This is a genomic window from Vibrio pomeroyi (assembly GCF_024347595.1).
Classification (GTDB): Bacteria; Pseudomonadota; Gammaproteobacteria; order Enterobacterales; family Vibrionaceae; genus Vibrio; species Vibrio pomeroyi.
The window spans coordinates 3,297,005-3,312,307 of sequence record NZ_AP025506.1; the positions used below are offsets into that span (position 1 = coordinate 3,297,005).

19 protein-coding genes are annotated in these 15,303 nt (G+C 45.8%); 7 read left to right on the forward strand and 12 right to left on the reverse strand.

Annotated elements, in window-relative coordinates:
• Positions 1–37: 37 nt before the first annotated feature.
• The 7 genes from rpsG to fkpA all read right to left on the reverse strand — a co-directional run bounded on the left by rpsG (position 38) and on the right by fkpA (position 3,899).
• Complete coding sequence (rpsG, locus tag OCV12_RS14630; protein WP_004737195.1) at positions 38–508, reverse strand: 30S ribosomal protein S7; 471 nt, start codon at positions 506–508, stop codon at positions 38–40.
• Positions 509–614: 106 nt separating this feature from the next.
• Positions 615–989, reverse strand: a complete 375-nt coding sequence (gene rpsL, locus OCV12_RS14635) for a 30S ribosomal protein S12 (RefSeq protein ID WP_004737194.1) — start codon at positions 987–989, stop codon at positions 615–617.
• Positions 990–1,171: 182 nt separating this feature from the next.
• The gene (gene tusB / locus OCV12_RS14640) at positions 1,172–1,447 is read right to left on the reverse strand and encodes a sulfurtransferase complex subunit TusB (protein ID WP_176680513.1); all 276 of its coding nucleotides are present in this window, start codon (positions 1,445–1,447) and stop codon (positions 1,172–1,174) included.
• 8 nt (positions 1,448–1,455) lie between these two features.
• Positions 1,456–1,812, reverse strand: a complete 357-nt coding sequence (gene tusC, locus OCV12_RS14645; protein ID WP_239830766.1) for a sulfurtransferase complex subunit TusC — start codon at positions 1,810–1,812, stop codon at positions 1,456–1,458.
• Positions 1,809–2,198, reverse strand: coding sequence for a sulfurtransferase complex subunit TusD (tusD, locus tag OCV12_RS14650; protein WP_261884946.1), 390 nt, complete (start codon positions 2,196–2,198; stop codon positions 1,809–1,811). The genes tusC and tusD overlap by 4 nt, the downstream gene beginning before the upstream one ends.
• Positions 2,192–2,917, reverse strand: a complete 726-nt coding sequence (locus tag OCV12_RS14655) for a helix-turn-helix transcriptional regulator (RefSeq protein ID WP_004729851.1) — start codon at positions 2,915–2,917, stop codon at positions 2,192–2,194. Before OCV12_RS14655 ends, tusD begins: the two co-directional genes overlap by 7 nt.
• A 205-nt stretch (positions 2,918–3,122) precedes the next feature.
• Positions 3,123–3,899, reverse strand: coding sequence for an FKBP-type peptidyl-prolyl cis-trans isomerase (gene fkpA / locus OCV12_RS14660; protein WP_017632116.1), 777 nt, complete (start codon positions 3,897–3,899; stop codon positions 3,123–3,125).
• 131 nt (positions 3,900–4,030) lie between these two features.
• Between fkpA and OCV12_RS14665 the strand changes: the two genes are divergently transcribed.
• Positions 4,031–5,008: a WD40 repeat domain-containing protein gene (locus OCV12_RS14665; RefSeq protein WP_176680929.1), complete on the forward strand. Its 978-nt coding sequence runs from the start codon at positions 4,031–4,033 to the stop codon at positions 5,006–5,008.
• Between the two features lie 5 nt (positions 5,009–5,013).
• Positions 5,014–5,241 (forward strand): SlyX family protein, encoded by a 228-nt coding sequence (locus tag OCV12_RS14670; RefSeq protein WP_017632115.1) that lies wholly within the window; start codon positions 5,014–5,016, stop codon positions 5,239–5,241.
• A 147-nt stretch (positions 5,242–5,388) separates the two neighbouring features.
• On the opposite strand, the gene OCV12_RS14675 is transcribed toward OCV12_RS14670, so the two are convergent.
• The 5 genes from OCV12_RS14675 to kefG form a co-directional block, all read right to left on the reverse strand.
• Positions 5,389–6,354, reverse strand: a complete 966-nt coding sequence (locus tag OCV12_RS14675; protein ID WP_261884947.1) for an isoaspartyl peptidase/L-asparaginase family protein — start codon at positions 6,352–6,354, stop codon at positions 5,389–5,391.
• Positions 6,355–6,575: 221 nt separating this feature from the next.
• Entirely contained in the window at positions 6,576–7,166 is a 591-nt protein-coding gene (gene slyD, locus OCV12_RS14680; RefSeq protein ID WP_123284307.1) for a peptidylprolyl isomerase, read from the reverse strand.
• A gap of 94 nt (positions 7,167–7,260) precedes the next feature.
• The gene (locus OCV12_RS14685; RefSeq protein ID WP_017632113.1) at positions 7,261–7,461 is read right to left on the reverse strand and encodes a YheV family putative zinc ribbon protein; all 201 of its coding nucleotides are present in this window, start codon (positions 7,459–7,461) and stop codon (positions 7,261–7,263) included.
• A 138-nt stretch (positions 7,462–7,599) separates the two neighbouring features.
• A complete protein-coding gene (kefB, locus tag OCV12_RS14690; RefSeq protein ID WP_123297262.1) occupies positions 7,600–9,396 on the reverse strand; it encodes a glutathione-regulated potassium-efflux system protein KefB in 1,797 nt (598 codons plus the stop codon).
• Complete coding sequence (kefG, locus tag OCV12_RS14695) at positions 9,383–9,967, reverse strand: glutathione-regulated potassium-efflux system ancillary protein KefG (RefSeq protein ID WP_261884948.1); 585 nt, start codon at positions 9,965–9,967, stop codon at positions 9,383–9,385. Before kefG ends, kefB begins: the two co-directional genes overlap by 14 nt.
• 173 nt (positions 9,968–10,140) lie before the next feature.
• Here kefG and OCV12_RS14700 point away from each other — a divergent pair, with 173 nt between their 5' ends.
• The 5 genes from OCV12_RS14700 to OCV12_RS14720 all read left to right on the forward strand — a co-directional run bounded on the left by OCV12_RS14700 (position 10,141) and on the right by OCV12_RS14720 (position 15,106).
• A complete protein-coding gene (locus OCV12_RS14700) occupies positions 10,141–12,063 on the forward strand; it encodes an ABC transporter ATP-binding protein (protein ID WP_017632111.1) in 1,923 nt (640 codons plus the stop codon).
• On the forward strand, positions 12,060–12,530 hold the full coding sequence (locus tag OCV12_RS14705; protein ID WP_261884949.1) for a TIGR02444 family protein: 471 nt from the start codon (positions 12,060–12,062) through the stop codon (positions 12,528–12,530). The genes OCV12_RS14700 and OCV12_RS14705 overlap by 4 nt, the downstream gene beginning before the upstream one ends.
• Positions 12,531–12,824: 294 nt before the next feature.
• A complete protein-coding gene (locus OCV12_RS14710) occupies positions 12,825–13,817 on the forward strand; it encodes a hydrolase (RefSeq protein WP_017632109.1) in 993 nt (330 codons plus the stop codon).
• 129 nt (positions 13,818–13,946) lie between these two features.
• The gene (locus OCV12_RS14715) at positions 13,947–14,159 is read left to right on the forward strand and encodes a YheU family protein (protein WP_017632108.1); all 213 of its coding nucleotides are present in this window, start codon (positions 13,947–13,949) and stop codon (positions 14,157–14,159) included.
• 77 nt (positions 14,160–14,236) lie between these two features.
• Entirely contained in the window at positions 14,237–15,106 is an 870-nt protein-coding gene (locus tag OCV12_RS14720; protein WP_017632107.1) for a phosphoribulokinase, read from the forward strand.
• Positions 15,107–15,303 lie beyond the last annotated feature (197 nt).

The following is a 15,303-nucleotide window of genomic DNA, read 5'->3' on the forward strand; positions in this document are numbered from 1 at the left end:
GAAGTGCTGCAAGGAACCTTGCAGCACTAAAAAGGTATTACCAACGGTAATGTGCGAACGCTTTGTTTGCGTCAGCCATGCGGTGAACGTCTTCACGTTTCTTAACCGCAGTACCTTTGTTCTCAGACGCGTCTAGCATTTCAGCAGCTAGGCGTTGAGCCATAGATTTTTCACCACGCTTACGCGCAGCTTCAACTACCCAACGCATAGCAAGAGCGTTACGGCGAACCGGACGAACTTCTACAGGTACTTGGTAAGTTGAACCACCTACACGGCGAGATTTAACTTCTACCGCTGGGCGAACATTTTCAAGAGCTTCTTCAAATACAGCTAAGTGGTCTTTACCAGACTTCTCAGCCATTGCATCTAGTGCAGTGTAAACAATTTTTTCTGCAGTAGATTTCTTTCCGTCAACCATAAGGATGTTAACGAATTTTGCCAGCAATTCAGATTTGAACTTAGGATCTGGAAGGATCTTACGCTGACCTATTACGCGACGACGTGGCATGGATATTCTCCGTTGTCTTCTTCAGGTTTTTTCCAAAACTTTTCAGAATAATAAATAAAATAGTGTTTGGCCTTACTTAACGCTTTCTTTTAAAAAAGAAAATGCATTAAGACTTAGGACGTTTCACACCGTACTTAGAACGACCTTGTTTACGGTCGTTAACGCCAGCACAGTCAAGTGCGCCGCGAACAGTGTGGTAACGAACACCCGGAAGGTCTTTTACACGACCGCCACGGATTAGTACAACACTGTGCTCTTGTAGGTTGTGGCCTTCACCGCCGATGTACGAAGTTACTTCGAAACCGTTAGTTAGACGTACACGACATACTTTACGTAGTGCCGAGTTAGGTTTTTTAGGTGTAGTAGTGTAAACACGAGTACATACACCACGTTTTTGTGGGCACGCTTCTAGTGCAGGCACGTTGCTTTTAACAACTTGCTTTACACGAGGCTTGCGAACCAACTGGTTAATAGTTGCCATTAACTAGCTCCTGAAATTTACTTGAAAGTAAGCTTTGTGAAAAATCTATCCCTAATCACAAGTCGTAATTAGGGACGCAAAATTCTATTCAGCAGTGGGAGGTGTGTCAAGAAATATACAGATCTTTTTTAGCCGTCTAGAGCTCAGGATGGTCTACTTTTAACCAAACTGATAAAACACAGCTACCAAGTGACTGATTTGTCGCTTAAAACCGTCAGTTTAACGAACCCGTCGAAGTCCACTTGCGGAACGACATCGGAGGCAAGTTCTTGGAGACCTCGAGCAGCAAGATCCGGTTTTAATACCGACACTCGCTCAACTGCGCTGATTTGAGTGAATAACTCATGATTTGGAAGGCAAACGTACACTGCATCTTCGACCAAAAGGAACTGATCCTGCGGTTGAGAATAGGTTAATGCGAGTTTAAGTTTGTCGACTGATTTTACGATATGAAGCATAGCGTCCCCTAGAAAGTCAGTATCTGTTGGCACTGAGCTAACTTCTGCGTTAACTCATCAGCTTCAACGGCGGTTGCATCAATCAACAGGTTGTCTGTCGAAAGACCAAACTGACTTAGGCTGCGCTGACACACATACACCTGTTCGATGTCGTACAGGTCCATAAGCTTGAATGCTGAGATGTAGTCGCGTGATAGGACTTCGTCGGGTTGCTGAGCTTTGAGAAGCTGCGTCACACCATCGCCAACAAAGAACACGGCGATATCTTCACTGTAAGCAGAAGCGGCAAGTAATGCGTCCAACCCTTCTCTACCCGCAGCGGTAGTATGAGGAAAACTATTAAATATAAAGGCTAACTTTCTCAAAACTGTACCACCCTATCTTGCGTGAGTAGCGCTTCCGATAAGCTCCCTAACCCAGCCTGTGTAAACCCTGACGCTAAGTTAGATGCGCTTAGTTGGTGTTGCTCTGCTTCGTCTGAGCTAACCACACCACGTCTTAACGCGGCTGCTACACACGTTTCTAAGCTAACATCATGCTCATCCGCTAGCTTTTGCCAAGCAGAAGCTAAATCGAATTCATCGTTAGCAGGTACGGTGAGATTGGAGCCATTACTGACGCCATCTTGATAGAAGAATACACTGTGAAGTTTGTGGCCCTGTTTAATCAGAGCCACGGCAAACTGGTAAGCACTTCTTGCTGACTGTGAACCATAAACAGGTCCATTGACTAAGAGTGTATAGCTTAACAACCCTCTTCATCCTCTGTTTTACGTTGGCGGATGTATAGGTACACGGTGTGCTTAGAAATATTTAAGCGCTCAGCAACACGGTTAATCGCGTCTTTGATATCGAAAATACCTTTGTCGTATAGCTCCATCACGATCTGACGGTTCTTAGTATTGTTCGATACTGACTTATCAGCGTTGATCTCTTCAATGGTGCGCTCAACCGTTTGGTCGACAAGCTCTTCAACGTCGCTTGCGAAGTTAACCGATGATGCGGCTTCGTCTGCGTCTTGCGTAGGCATGAAAGATTGCAGCACTTGTGAGAATGGCGCGTCTAGGTTGACGTTAATACACAGTAGGCCAATCACTCGGTCTTCACCATTGCGGATAGCAACCGTGATCGACTTCATCAACACTCCGCCTTTCGCGCGAGTGAAGTATGAACGTGAGAAGTTACGCTTAGAACCTTCAATATCTTTCAGCATCTTCAATGCAAGATCGGTGATCGGCGAACCAACCTGACGACCTGTATTTTCGCCGTTGGCAATTTTAATCGCAGAAGTATTGAGGTCTTCTAATGAGTGCAAAACGATTTCACAAAACGGACCAATAAGACTCGCAATACCGTCAACAACGGCCTCATAAGATCTTAGAATGATTTTATCGTGTTCACTGAATGGCATAACGTGGACTGATTCCATTTCAAGTAACACATCTGCATTGACTGTTTCTGTAGTAGTCACTTATTCCTTACCTTCGTGTGAAAAATCAACAAATTTATGTAAGTTTATCAGAAAATTTTAATTGCACACCTAGCTAACATTGCAACTAGTGATTTAGAACAAGTTTAAAAATCAAATACTCAGCCTCAAATCATAAAAAAAGCCTAACTCAAAGTTAGGCTTTTTATTCAATCAACGTATTTTAGTACGAGGTTTTTAATCGATATTACTGAGCAGGAGCTGCTTCAGCGTTATCAATTTTTAGTAGTTCAACTTCGAATACTAGCGTTGAGTTAGCTGGGATAGTCGGTGTGTCTTGCTCACCGTATGCTAGCTCTGGCGGGATTACGAACTTGTACTTAGAACCAACTTTCATTAGTTGTACGCCTTCAGTCCAGCCTGGGATTACGCGGTTAAGTGGGAATGTTGCTGGTTCGCCACGGTCGTAAGAGCTGTCGAACTGAGTTCCGTCTGTTAGCGTACCTTTGTAGTGTACTTGAACAGTATCAGTGTCTTTTGGAGAAGCGCCTTCGCCAGCTGTCATTACTTGGTAAAGTAGGCCAGATTCAGTTTGCTCTACGCCTTCAGTCTTTGCGAACTCAGCGCGGAAGTCATCACCTGCTTTCTTAGTTTCAGCTGATTTCTCTGCAGCTTGTGCTTGCATAGTTTCAGCAACACGCTTGTCTAGAGCTTCAAGAGCTGCGCGAGTTTCTTCTTCGTTCAGTGCAGTTTTCTCTGCGAATACGTCTTCGATACCTTGAAGAACCATATCTTTGTCTAGGTTAATGCCTAGTTCGCTTGGCTTATCAATGCTTGTGCTTAGGTAATTAGCGAAAGATACGCCGATTGCGTATGCCGCTTTGTCGTCTTCTGTTTTAAAGTTTACTGCTTCAACTTTAACTTCTTCAACCTGTGGAGCTTCTGCCTTTGGTTCTTCTTTCTGACAACCAACTGCTAGCATAACCGTTGCGGCAAGCAGTGATACTTTTAAAACTGATTTCATTGAATTCTCCAATTAATGGCCAAGCCATTGGTTATTGTGCACAAATCTAATGATTAGATTGGTGTGAATACGTTAGTTATAACAATATACTAGTCATATGTCTTTCGACACAAACCGGATTATTAGATGTGATGCGAATATTTTTCCACTCATTGCTATGTACAATTGTCATCACCTTGTTAAATGGATGTTTTTTCTTCCAAGATGATGAGCAACGTTGGGAAATTGAACCCAATGGTGCCACCAGCTTTGCCCTTAGCAGAGATGGACGCTTCGCCCTGCTCTACTCTCAGCAAAAACAACTGCTGCTTTGGGACCTTGCCGAAAACAAAGAGTTAGCTCAACTCGGTCCACAAGATCAATTAGAAAACCAAGTATCGCGTATCCGTATCTCGGACAATGGCCGCTTTGCCATTACCGCAAGCCAGATGAACTTCGCCGTTTGGGACCTCTCTTGGACACAAGCTGAAGGGCTATGGTCTATCTCCGATGGCTTAATTCGCGATGTCGATATCTCTAGCAATGGTGAAAAAGTATTGCTTGGCCTGTCTAATGGCAAAGCGATCTATGTGGACTTAGTCACCGGACGCCGTCTTGAGTTCCTTGCTCACCGAGAAAAAGTTAATTCTGTTTCCCTTTCTTCCAATGGTCGCTACGCATTATCAGGCGGTAACGACTATAAAGCGTACCTGTGGGATACCGAGTCAGGCTTGGTATTACGTACCTTTGAGCATGAACAAAGAGTAGTACGAGTTGCGCTGCAGCGCGATGGTGAACTGGCTTTTACCTCTGATGGCGGTAACCAAGCGATGATTTGGGATCTTGAAACTGGTGAACCTCAAGCACAGCTGCAGAGCTGGTCGCGACAACTTATCTTCTCTAGCGCGCGTTTTTCTGATGATGGCAGTATGTTGGTGACGGGCACACCATCGAGCCAAGTCAGTGTGTGGAATACTCAAGACGGAAAACGAATTTCTCGTCACGATGCTGAGCCATTAAAAGATGCTCGCCCTCCCCGTGCGGTAGTGTATGATGCAGCCTTTGATGATAAGAACCGTGTGATATCGGGCACCTCTGCGGGCATAGCCCAAGCTTGGAATGTGGATTAAGAACGATGACAGAAAAGCGAGTTGAACAACTAGAAAGCCGCGTGAATGACTTAGAATGTCAGCTAGCTTTCCAAGAACAGACCATTGAAGAACTCAATGAAGCGCTTAGCCAGCAACAGATGTTGATCACTAAGATGAAAGACCAGATGAAGTATGTCGTGGGTAAAGTGAAGAACATTGATGGTTCAAACTTGGCCGACGCATCAGAAGAAACGCCACCACCGCACTATTAAGCGCGTTTCAAATCAACTACAGTTCGCTAACGATTGAGTGTGTTAGCTATCGAAATGCTTGTTGATGACGAATAAAAAGAAAGGGCGACAGATATTCTCTGTCGCCCTTTCTTTATGCCTGCTATTTAGAACCAAACCACCAAAGGTTTAGTCATCGGTGTAAATCTTCACTTCTACACGCCCGTCTGTATCAACACTTGCACGATACATCCCTGAACTGTTCATACCGAAATGGATATCACCTTGGCCATCAATCGCTATCAAGCCACCTTCACCACCCATGGTTTTCAGCTCACCTTGGATGATATGTTCACAAGCCGTGTGCACATCTTCTTTGAGATAACGCATTCGTGCCGCTACATCACTGGCAACCATCTTTCTTAAGAAGAACTCGCCCATTCCGGTAGTGGAAATCGCAACGTTACCATTCTCGGCAATAGTACCAGCGCCAATAATTGGAGAATCACCGACACGACCATACTTCTTGTTAGTCACGCCGCCAGTGCTTGTCGCAGCCGCTAGGTTACCCGCTTGGTCTAACGCCACCGCGCCAACCGTGCCGTACTTTTTGTCGTCAGGGTATTTCTCGGCATGTTGCTCGTCGTATTTCGCTTCCGACAAGGCAAAGATACCTTTCTCTTTCATTGACTGAAGCTGATCATAGCGACGCTCGGTGAAGAAGTAATCTTGCTCAGTGAAGGTGTACTCATGCTCAAAGGCAAACTTCTCGGCACCTTCGCCAATCAGTAGTACGTGGTCGCTTTTCAGCATCACATCACGTGCGAGTTCAATCGGGTTTTTGATATGACGGACACCAGCAATCGCACCTGCATCCATTTCACGGCCGTGCATCACCGACGCATCCATCTCAACAAATTCATCATGAGTCAGAACCGAACCTTTACCGGCATTAAAATGAGGGCTGTCTTCCATCACCTTAACGGATGCCACTACCGCATCCAGAGCATCACCGCCCGATTGCAGCACTTGATAACCAGCCAGAACCGATTTCTCTAAAGCTTCAGTAATACCCGTTTTTAATTCATCGCTCATTTGCTCTCGCAAGATGGTTCCCGCACCACCATGAATGGCAATTGAAAAAGGTTGTGACATGCGAACTCTCCACTGATGTCGTCTTATAATGTTGTGCCTATCAATATCACATCCACGGTTCGATGTCTGATAGCAAAAACCAAACTTTTTACGAATGCTTAGATTTACGGACACTTAGTTTAGTAGATTAAAAGTCAGGCGCAAAAAGCTCGGCGCTAATACGAAAAAAGCCTCCACAAGGGAGGCTTTCAAGATTCTTAATCTAAACCGCTAATTCGGTATTAGTGAGAACCACAGCTACCGCCGCCGCAGCAGCCGTCTTTTTTCTCTTCACCGTGGTCGTGGCCTTCGCCACCACAGCAACCGCCTTCGTGGTCATGATCGTGACCGTGGCTGCCACAGCCGCCTTCTTGGTGTACGTGACCGTGTTGAACTTCTTCTTCAGTCGCTTCACGTACCGCTACAACTTCAACGTCAAACGTTAGAGTTTGGCCAGCTAGCATGTGGTTACCGTCAACAACAACTTCGTCGCCGTCTACTTCAGTAACTTCTACTGGGATTGGACCTTGGTCAGTATCCGCTAGGAAACGCATGCCAACTTCGATTTGCTCAACACCTTGGAATACGTCAGCAGGAACACGTTGAACTAGAGCGTCGTTGTGTTCGCCGTAAGCGTCTTCTGGAGTAACAGTTGCAGAGAACTTGTCACCAGCAACTTTGCCTTCAAGCTCTTTTTCAAGACCTGTAATTAGGTTGTTGTGACCGTGAAGGTAATCTAGTGGAGCTTCTGCAGTTGATTGGTCAACTACTACGCCATCTTCAAGTTTCACTTGATATGCAACACTAACTACTACGTTCTTTTCAATTTTCATGAGAGCTCCAAGGAGGTTTGGACTAAGCTCGAACAGTTGAGCTTAGGAAAAATTCTGTACCGGGATATTATGGGGATCAATTAACGAAACTCAATCATTCTGGCTTAAAAATACCGATCATTTCTTGATTCGCGTGTTCAGATTTCTCTACAGTTTTCGGTTTACGTTGCTCTGTGAAGTCACAATCGACACATTCCACCAGCTCGATATTATTCTCAACCCACCAGCGAAGCGTGTCTTGAGTGTTGCAGCTTGGGCAGCTCGCCCCTGCGATAAAGCGTTTTTTCTGTTTCACGTTGATATCCTTTACTACTCTGGATTCGCGGTTCTTCCGTTCTAGCTTTATTAAAGACGAAACAGAGACCGCGTTTATTATTAGATTGGTTCTATAGACTGTTATTTCTATGCTCAAGCTATTAGCGATTCACTCTAGCTACTGCCAATAGTTTCGAGATTGGTGATCGTTTTCCATCTCATGTCCAAAGATCTCTTCAAGCTCTTTACGAGCCTCTTTCGCTCTTTGGGCTAACTCGGCATCCTCGTTATGCTGAGGAAGCAACTCTTTCAGCATACCATTATCCAACTTCCTAAAGTGTGCTTCTGCTCGCTTCGCTTTATATGGGTGCATGCCAAGTTCAGTCAATGTCTGACGACCTAAATCGAGAGCCCCAAGGAAGGTTTCACGAGAATAGTTACTCACACCGTGGTTAAGTAATTGATACGCTTCAACACGGCTTCGTGCTCGCGCTAAGATCTTTAAGCGTGGGAAGTGCTGCTTACACAAATCGACGGTTTTCATGATTTCGTCAGGAGAGTCCGTACACAACACTATCGCTTCCGCTTTATCAGCACCAGCTGCACGTAACAGTTCTAGGTGTGTTGAATCACCGTAAAATACCTTGTAGCCGAACTTTCTCAAAATGTGTATTTGGCTGGCATCGCTTTCAAGAACGGTAATTCGAATCTTGTTGGCATACATCAAGCGACCAATGATCTGACCGAAACGACCGAAGCCAGCAATGATCACTCGAGGACTGCGATCAACCACATCCGAAGACATCGCGTTCTCACTGATTTGATTCAGTTGACGAGCAAAGAATCGGTCTTGCAGCTTTAGCATTAATGGCGTGGTCACCATTGATAGACTCACAACCACCAATAAGAACGACACTTGTTCGCCACTTAAGATGCCTTGAGCACTTGCTGCGGTAAAAATAACGAAAGCAAACTCACCACCTTGACTGAGAATCATCGCCATTCGGCTACGCGCTTTTGCTTGAGTACCAAAGATACGAGCCAGCGCATACAGCACTAAACCTTTCAATACGACCAATGCAGATACGGCAATCAATATCGCGAATGGGCTTTCAGCCAGTAAACCCAAGTTCACCGCCATCCCCACCGAGATGAAGAACAGACCAAGTAATAATCCTTTGAATGGGTCTATCGCGATCTCAAGCTCGTGTCGATATTCACTTTCAGCCAGAAGTACTCCCGCTAAGAATGTACCCAATGCCATCGATAAACCGATCTGTTGCATGATGACAGCAATACCAATCACCAATAACAGCGCTGCGACGGTGAACAATTCACGCACGCCACTCATAACTACGTATCGGAATAGCGGTCTCAACAAGAAGTGACCACCGACCAACAAGCCAATCACGCCACCTAGCATCCAAAGCATGTCCGCCCAACTGCCACCGGTATTACCCGCAAGGAGAGGCAACATCGCTAACATAGGGATTACTGCAATATCTTGGAAAAGTAACACCGCAAAGCCAGACTGCCCCGCTTCTTTACCACCGAGCTCTCGCTCTTCAATGACACGCAAGGCAATCGCGGTCGAAGATAGGGCTAAACCCATACCTATGACCAAGCTCGTTTGCCACGTTAAACCGAACATGCAGGCGATGGCAGTAATAATCAGAGTCGTGATCAGCACTTGCGCGCCACCCAATCCGAGAATAGGCGCCCGCATCTGCCACAATTTTTTAGGGTTAAGCTCTAAACCAATCAGGAAGAGCAGCAGCACCACCCCGAATTCAGAGAAGTGGAGAATCGCTTCTACATCACTGATTAAACCAAGCCCCCATGGGCCAATAGCAACACCTGCCAGAAGGTAACCCAATACTGAGCCCAAGCCAGCTCGCTGCGCGATAGGAACCGCGACTACAGCAGCCGCTAGAAATATAACGCTACTTTGCAAAAAATCATTAGTCAGAGCCATCATTCGCTCCTATCTCTTGTAGCGGGTCTCGCAACCAGTTTCGATACGCCTCAGCGTGTTGGTAACGCGTCATATCCGAGACATTTCGTGCCCAGTGTAAAACCAGAGGTGATATCCAGTTCATCTGACACAAAGCAGCGGTGAGTTCGAATGGTTGCAAGATCTCTTGTAATGGATATTTATTATAGCCTGCGGCACCAAACGCCTCTTCTTTACCACCGGTTGTGATAACGCTACGCCAGTGTTTACCCTTAAGCGCGCTTTGTTCACCAAACGCAAAACCTTTGCCCAATACGCGGTCAAACCACTCTTTTAATAATGAGGGACAGGAATACATAAACAGAGGATGTTGAAACACAATCACATCGAACTCGAGAAGTAATTCATGCTCATAAGGCACATCGATGAAGAAGTCTGGATAGATGGCGTAGAGATCATGAATTTTGACATGACCGAGCGACTCTATCTTTTTAATCATCATCTGATTGGCAATAGAAGTTTGCGGCTCTGGGTGCGCGTAGATGATCAACACCTTTGGCACGACTTTGTCTGTCGAGGGAGTATTACTCATTCCTTTGAAACATTCCTTTGAGGGCTAAACGGTGGCAAGGCCACAAGAATTTAAGCAAAAGTTATTAATATGTTATTGGCATCATAACGCAAATTGCATTGTGATCGACTTTTATCTGGTTTCAGCCTACTATGCAGGCGTCTGTTCACCTCTAATTTCTATGCTATCTCTATATGATTACTTTCTCTGATATTCAATTGCTACGCGGCGGTAAGCCACTCCTTGACCAAGCATCTGCGACTCTTCACCCGGGCGACAAGATCGGTTTGGTTGGTAAAAACGGCTGTGGTAAATCTACGCTGTTCGCCTTAATCAAGGACGAGCTGTCTATTGACGCTGGCTCATTCAGCAAACCAGCGCATTGGGAAATGGCTTGGGTTGCTCAAGAAACGCCTGCATTAGAAAGAACAGCAATTGAATACGTGATCGATGGCGACCGTGAATACCGTGGACTTGAAGATCAACTAGAGAAAGCGGAACAAGCCGACAACGGGACATTGGTCGCAGAGATACACGGCAAGATCGAAACCATTGGTGGTTACAGCATCAAGGCGCGTGCAGCCGAGTTGTTGGACGGCCTAGGCTTTAGCCAAGAACAAATGACATGGAACCTGACTCAGTTCTCTGGTGGTTGGCGTATGCGTTTGAACCTAGCGCAAGCCCTACTGTGTCGCAGTGACTTATTGCTGCTCGATGAGCCGACCAACCACTTGGATTTAGACGCAGTAATGTGGCTAGAGCGTTGGTTACAAACCTACCCGGGCACGCTAGTGCTAATCTCGCACGATAGAGACTTCTTAGATCCTATCGTCAACCGTATTGTCCATGTTGAAAACCAACAGCTTAACGAATACACGGGTAACTACTCATCGTTTGAAACTCAACGAGCGCAAAAGCTGATCCTGCAACAAGCCATGTTCCAAAAGCAGCAGAAACAAATGGCGCACATGCAGAGCTACATTGACCGTTTCCGCTACAAAGCTTCAAAAGCTCGCCAAGCACAAAGCCGTATTAAAGCGCTAGAGAAAATGGAGCAAGTGCTACCCGCTCAGTTTGATAACCCATTCAGCTTTGAGTTCAGAGAGCCAGACGCCCTACCAAACCCAATCATGATGATGGACGAGGTATCTGCAGGCTACGATGACAATCTGATTCTAGAAAAGATTCGCTTAAACCTGGTACCGGGCAGCCGCATTGGTCTGCTTGGTCGAAATGGCGCAGGTAAATCAACACTGATCAAACTGCTGTCAGGTGAACTGAAACAGCAAGGCGGTGAGCTGAGCTATTCGCAAGGCGTTAAAATTGGCTACTTCGCACAGCACCAATTAGAAACCCTGCACCCAGAAGAAACACCGCTGCAACACATGATGCAGATTGCGCCTAAGCACACCGAACAACAACTGCGTGATTACCTAGGTAGCTTTGGCTTCCAAGGTGAAAAAGCACTGGATAAAGTAGCGCCATTCTCGGGTGGTGAAAAAGCGCGTTTGGTATTGGCATTGCTGGTATGGCAAAAACCTAACCTATTGCTACTCGATGAACCAACCAACCACTTGGATCTCGACATGCGTCAGGCGCTGACTTTTGCATTGCAGACGTTTGAAGGCGCGATGGTTATCGTATCGCACGACCGTTACCTACTGCGTGCAACCACAGATGACCTGTACTTAGTACACGATCGCCAAGTGGCACCGTTTGATGGTGACCTAAGCGATTACTACAAGTGGCTAACCGAACAACAAAAAGTTGAGCGTAAAGAAGCACAAGCATTGGCACCAGCAAAAGATGGCGCCAACAGTGCAGCAGCGAAAAAAGAGCAGAAACGCAAAGAAGCCGAGTTCCGAAAACTGACTGCGCCACTGCGTAAAAAGCTGACTCAATTTGAAAAGCAAATGGATAAGCTGACGCAGGCTCTTGAAGAAGCCGAGCAAGAATTATCCGACACTTCACTGTATGAAGCTGAAAATAAGGCTAAACTGAATAAAGTACTTGCTCTCCAAGCGAGCAGTAAGTCACAGCTAGAAGAAGTTGAAATGGATTGGATGTCCACTCAAGAAGAGCTTGAGCAGATGGAACAGGATATGGATAGCTTATGAGCCCAGAGCACGCCCCAATATCACTAACACTGGAACGACTATGGCAATTTAGCCTTCAGTATTACAGTGTGCGCGGTGTAAAGGATGCGTGCTTAGCTTTGCAAAACCAGTTCCACGGCAACGTCAATCTACTGCTGCTTCTCAAATGGCTTGATGAGCAGCAACTCTCCTTTGCGGAAGAAGAGTGGCACAAAGTACAACAATGCTTAAGCCGCTCTGAAACCCTGCTCCATAGTTATCGAGAGCTACGCAAACATCTCAAGGCACACGTTGTTGATTCACTTTACCGTGAAGCCTTACAGTTTGAATTGCAGCTTGAGAAACAACAGCAATCCGATCTTGTCGATTGTATTAACTCCCTAGAGTTGTACGCCAACCAACAATCGCCTCTCGCCTTTCAGTACTGCCGTTTACTAGGGGCTGAAAACCTCTACGACGCATTTTCTGAACCAGCACCACAGCCCTAACTCGTTTCCTTTCCCTTTTATTCAATCAAGACCCAAGCTTGTTTGAGCGGTATCGTTATCGATGTTTACTGCATATCGGGTACATACCATTGGTAGAACACGTCACTCATACAACAGGTAACAAGCCTAACTCCGATATTATTCAATCAGTTACCCATGGCATGTTTTTGTTGCCCGTATCAGTGAAACCCTTGCGCTTATGCCGAGAATCAACCAAGCTCAAATAAAAACGTGGGCGTTTCGCTAAAAGCTCAACACTTTTCCAAAGCCCATAAAAGAAGCATGGACTGTTTTATGACAATATTTACCGCAGCAGCTGGTCTATCTAATCCGCACTTACAAACCTTAGTGCCTCGATTTATTAGAAAGCAGGCGTTGTTCAACCCGCAATGGCAAACCTTAGAAACACCCGACGGTGATTTTCTCGACCTTGCTTGGAGCGAATCGCCAGATGGCGACAATCCAAATAGTGACGATATTAAGAACAAGCCGATATTCGTGCTGTTCCACGGTTTGGAAGGCAGTTTTGAGAGCCCTTATGCCAACGGACTAATGAATGCGTTTGCTAAAGATGGTTGGCTGTCGGTGATGATGCACTTTAGAGGCTGTAGCGGTAAACCGAATCGCTTGGCTCGCGCATATCACTCCGGTGAAGTTGAAGACGCTCGCTTCTTCCTAAGGCATCTGCACGCTCAGTTCCCCAATAATCCAAAGGTGGCGGTTGGCATCTCCTTGGGCGGAAACATGTTAGCGAATTATTTGGCGGAATACGCGGATGACCCACTACTGTCAGCGGCAACGATAGTCTCTGCACCTTTTGACTTAGCCTGTTGTTCAAGTCGCATAGAGCGCGGATTCTCGAAGCTCTATAAGAAGTACCTGCTGAATTCACTCAAATCGAATGCCTTGAAAAAGGTGAAGCTGTTGCAAGAGAAACTCGGCATCACGGCTGAATCCATCAAGAAGATCGACAAACTGTATGAGTTTGATGAACGGATTACTGCGCCCCTGCACGGATTCAAAAACGCACAAGACTACTACGCACAGTGCTCCGCTCTTCCTAAACTCAATAAAATCAAACTACCGACACAGATCATTCACGCCAAAGACGATCCTTTTATGACCGATGATGTGATTCCAAAATTCGTCCTACCGGATAATATCGATTATCGCCTATTTCAGAAAGGCGGCCATGTTGGGTTCATCACTGGTAGCACACTCAAACCACGATTCTGGTTAGAAGAAGCCTTACCTGCGTATTATGAAAGTATCCAAGGTTCTGCATAACAACGAAGCCTTGCTAAATATAAACGCAAAACCTTGATAAGATAGCGCAGCCCCAAGCTGGGGTTGTACTAAAAACACCACTAGACACACTCATCAACATATCAATGAACATAAAAGAGAGAAGTATTTATGATCATCCCATGGCAAGACATCGCGCCAGAGACACTGGAAAACCTCATCAAAGAATTCGTGCTGCGTGAAGGCACAGACTATGGCGACGTTGAGATCTCACTGCAAAGCAAGATTGATCAGGTGAAACATCAATTAGCTTCTGGTGATGTGAGCATCGTGTTTTCCGAACTGCACGAGACCGTTGATATCCAGGTGACAAAACGCTTCTAGGCTGCGCTTAGAAAGGAGCCGTGTTATAGTGGAAAACGATTGCTAACAAGTAAGTTACTCAAACGACAAGGGTTGTCATGTCCGCTAAACATCCAATTATTGCGGTGACGGGTTCATCAGGAGCCGGCACCACCACTACCTCAGAAGCCTTCCGCAAAATGTTCAATATGATGGACGTGAAGGCTGCTTGGGTTGAAGGGGATAGTTTCCACCGATTCACTCGACCAGAAATGGATGTCGAGATCCGCAAGGCGCGCGAGCAAGGTAAGCACATTAGCTACTTTGGTCCACAAGCCAACGACTTTGGTGCATTAGAAGAGTTCTTCCGTCAATACGGGAACGAAGGCACCGGTAAAGTACGTAGTTACCTACACACCTTCGATGAAGCTGTTCCTTATAATCAAATGCCAGGCACCTTCACGCCATGGCAAGATATCCCTGAAAATTCCGATGTGATGTTTTACGAAGGCCTACACGGCGGTGTGGTTGATGGCGATATCAATGTCTCTCAACACGTCGACCTACTGATTGGCATGGTACCGATCGTAAACCTAGAGTGGATTCAAAAATTTGTTCGTGACACACGCGATCGTGGCCACTCTCGTGAAGCGGTAATGGACTCCATTGTCCGTTCAATGGATGATTACCTTAACTACATTACCCCGCAGTTTTCACGTACACATATCAACTTTCAGCGTGTTCCAACCGTAGATACATCGAACCCACTCAACGCCAAAGGGATTCCAAGTTTAGACGAAAGCTTCGTAGTTATACGTTTGCGTGGCATCAAAAACGTCGATTTCCCTTACCTTTTGGCAATGATTGACGGCTCATTTATGTCTCGTCATAACACGCTAGTGGTGCCAGGGGGCAAGATGAGTTTTGCTATGGAGCTCATTGTAAGACCAATCCTACAACAACTCATCGAAACCGGAAAAATAGGTTAACAAAACGACATTCTGGTTGATTACTTTTCATACCGTGATCATGTGCACAATTTTGCGTAAAAAATCGTAGCTTGGTCACGATTAAAATCAAGAAATAGTACCTGAAAAAGGATACTATTCTTAAACGAAACACAAGATAGCTTGCAGCGCTCAACGAGTGCTCTTATCCTACAAGTCAATCCAGGCTTAGCTAAAAT

What these genes read in the sequence shown, in the direction of transcription:
- rpsG (WP_004737195.1), bottom strand. Translation starts at nt 508, where the DNA reads ATGCCACGTCGTCGCGTAATAGGTCAGCGTAAGATCCTTCCAGATCCT.
- rpsL (WP_004737194.1), bottom strand. Translation starts at nt 989, where the DNA reads ATGGCAACTATTAACCAGTTGGTTCGCAAGCCTCGTGTAAAGCAAGTT.
- tusB (WP_176680513.1), bottom strand. Translation starts at nt 1,447, where the DNA reads ATGCTTCATATCGTAAAATCAGTCGACAAACTTAAACTCGCATTAACC.
- fkpA (WP_017632116.1), bottom strand. Translation starts at nt 3,899, where the DNA reads ATGAAATCAGTTTTAAAAGTATCACTGCTTGCCGCAACGGTTATGCTA.
- OCV12_RS14665 (WP_176680929.1), top strand. Translation starts at nt 4,031, where the DNA reads ATGCGAATATTTTTCCACTCATTGCTATGTACAATTGTCATCACCTTG.
- OCV12_RS14670 (WP_017632115.1), top strand. Translation starts at nt 5,014, where the DNA reads ATGACAGAAAAGCGAGTTGAACAACTAGAAAGCCGCGTGAATGACTTA.
- OCV12_RS14675 (WP_261884947.1), bottom strand. Translation starts at nt 6,354, where the DNA reads ATGTCACAACCTTTTTCAATTGCCATTCATGGTGGTGCGGGAACCATC.
- slyD (WP_123284307.1), bottom strand. Translation starts at nt 7,166, where the DNA reads ATGAAAATTGAAAAGAACGTAGTAGTTAGTGTTGCATATCAAGTGAAA.
- kefB (WP_123297262.1), bottom strand. Translation starts at nt 9,396, where the DNA reads ATGGCTCTGACTAATGATTTTTTGCAAAGTAGCGTTATATTTCTAGCG.
- kefG (WP_261884948.1), bottom strand. Translation starts at nt 9,967, where the DNA reads ATGAGTAATACTCCCTCGACAGACAAAGTCGTGCCAAAGGTGTTGATC.
- OCV12_RS14700 (WP_017632111.1), top strand. Translation starts at nt 10,141, where the DNA reads ATGATTACTTTCTCTGATATTCAATTGCTACGCGGCGGTAAGCCACTC.
- OCV12_RS14705 (WP_261884949.1), top strand. Translation starts at nt 12,060, where the DNA reads ATGAGCCCAGAGCACGCCCCAATATCACTAACACTGGAACGACTATGG.
- OCV12_RS14710 (WP_017632109.1), top strand. Translation starts at nt 12,825, where the DNA reads ATGACAATATTTACCGCAGCAGCTGGTCTATCTAATCCGCACTTACAA.
- OCV12_RS14715 (WP_017632108.1), top strand. Translation starts at nt 13,947, where the DNA reads ATGATCATCCCATGGCAAGACATCGCGCCAGAGACACTGGAAAACCTC.
- OCV12_RS14720 (WP_017632107.1), top strand. Translation starts at nt 14,237, where the DNA reads ATGTCCGCTAAACATCCAATTATTGCGGTGACGGGTTCATCAGGAGCC.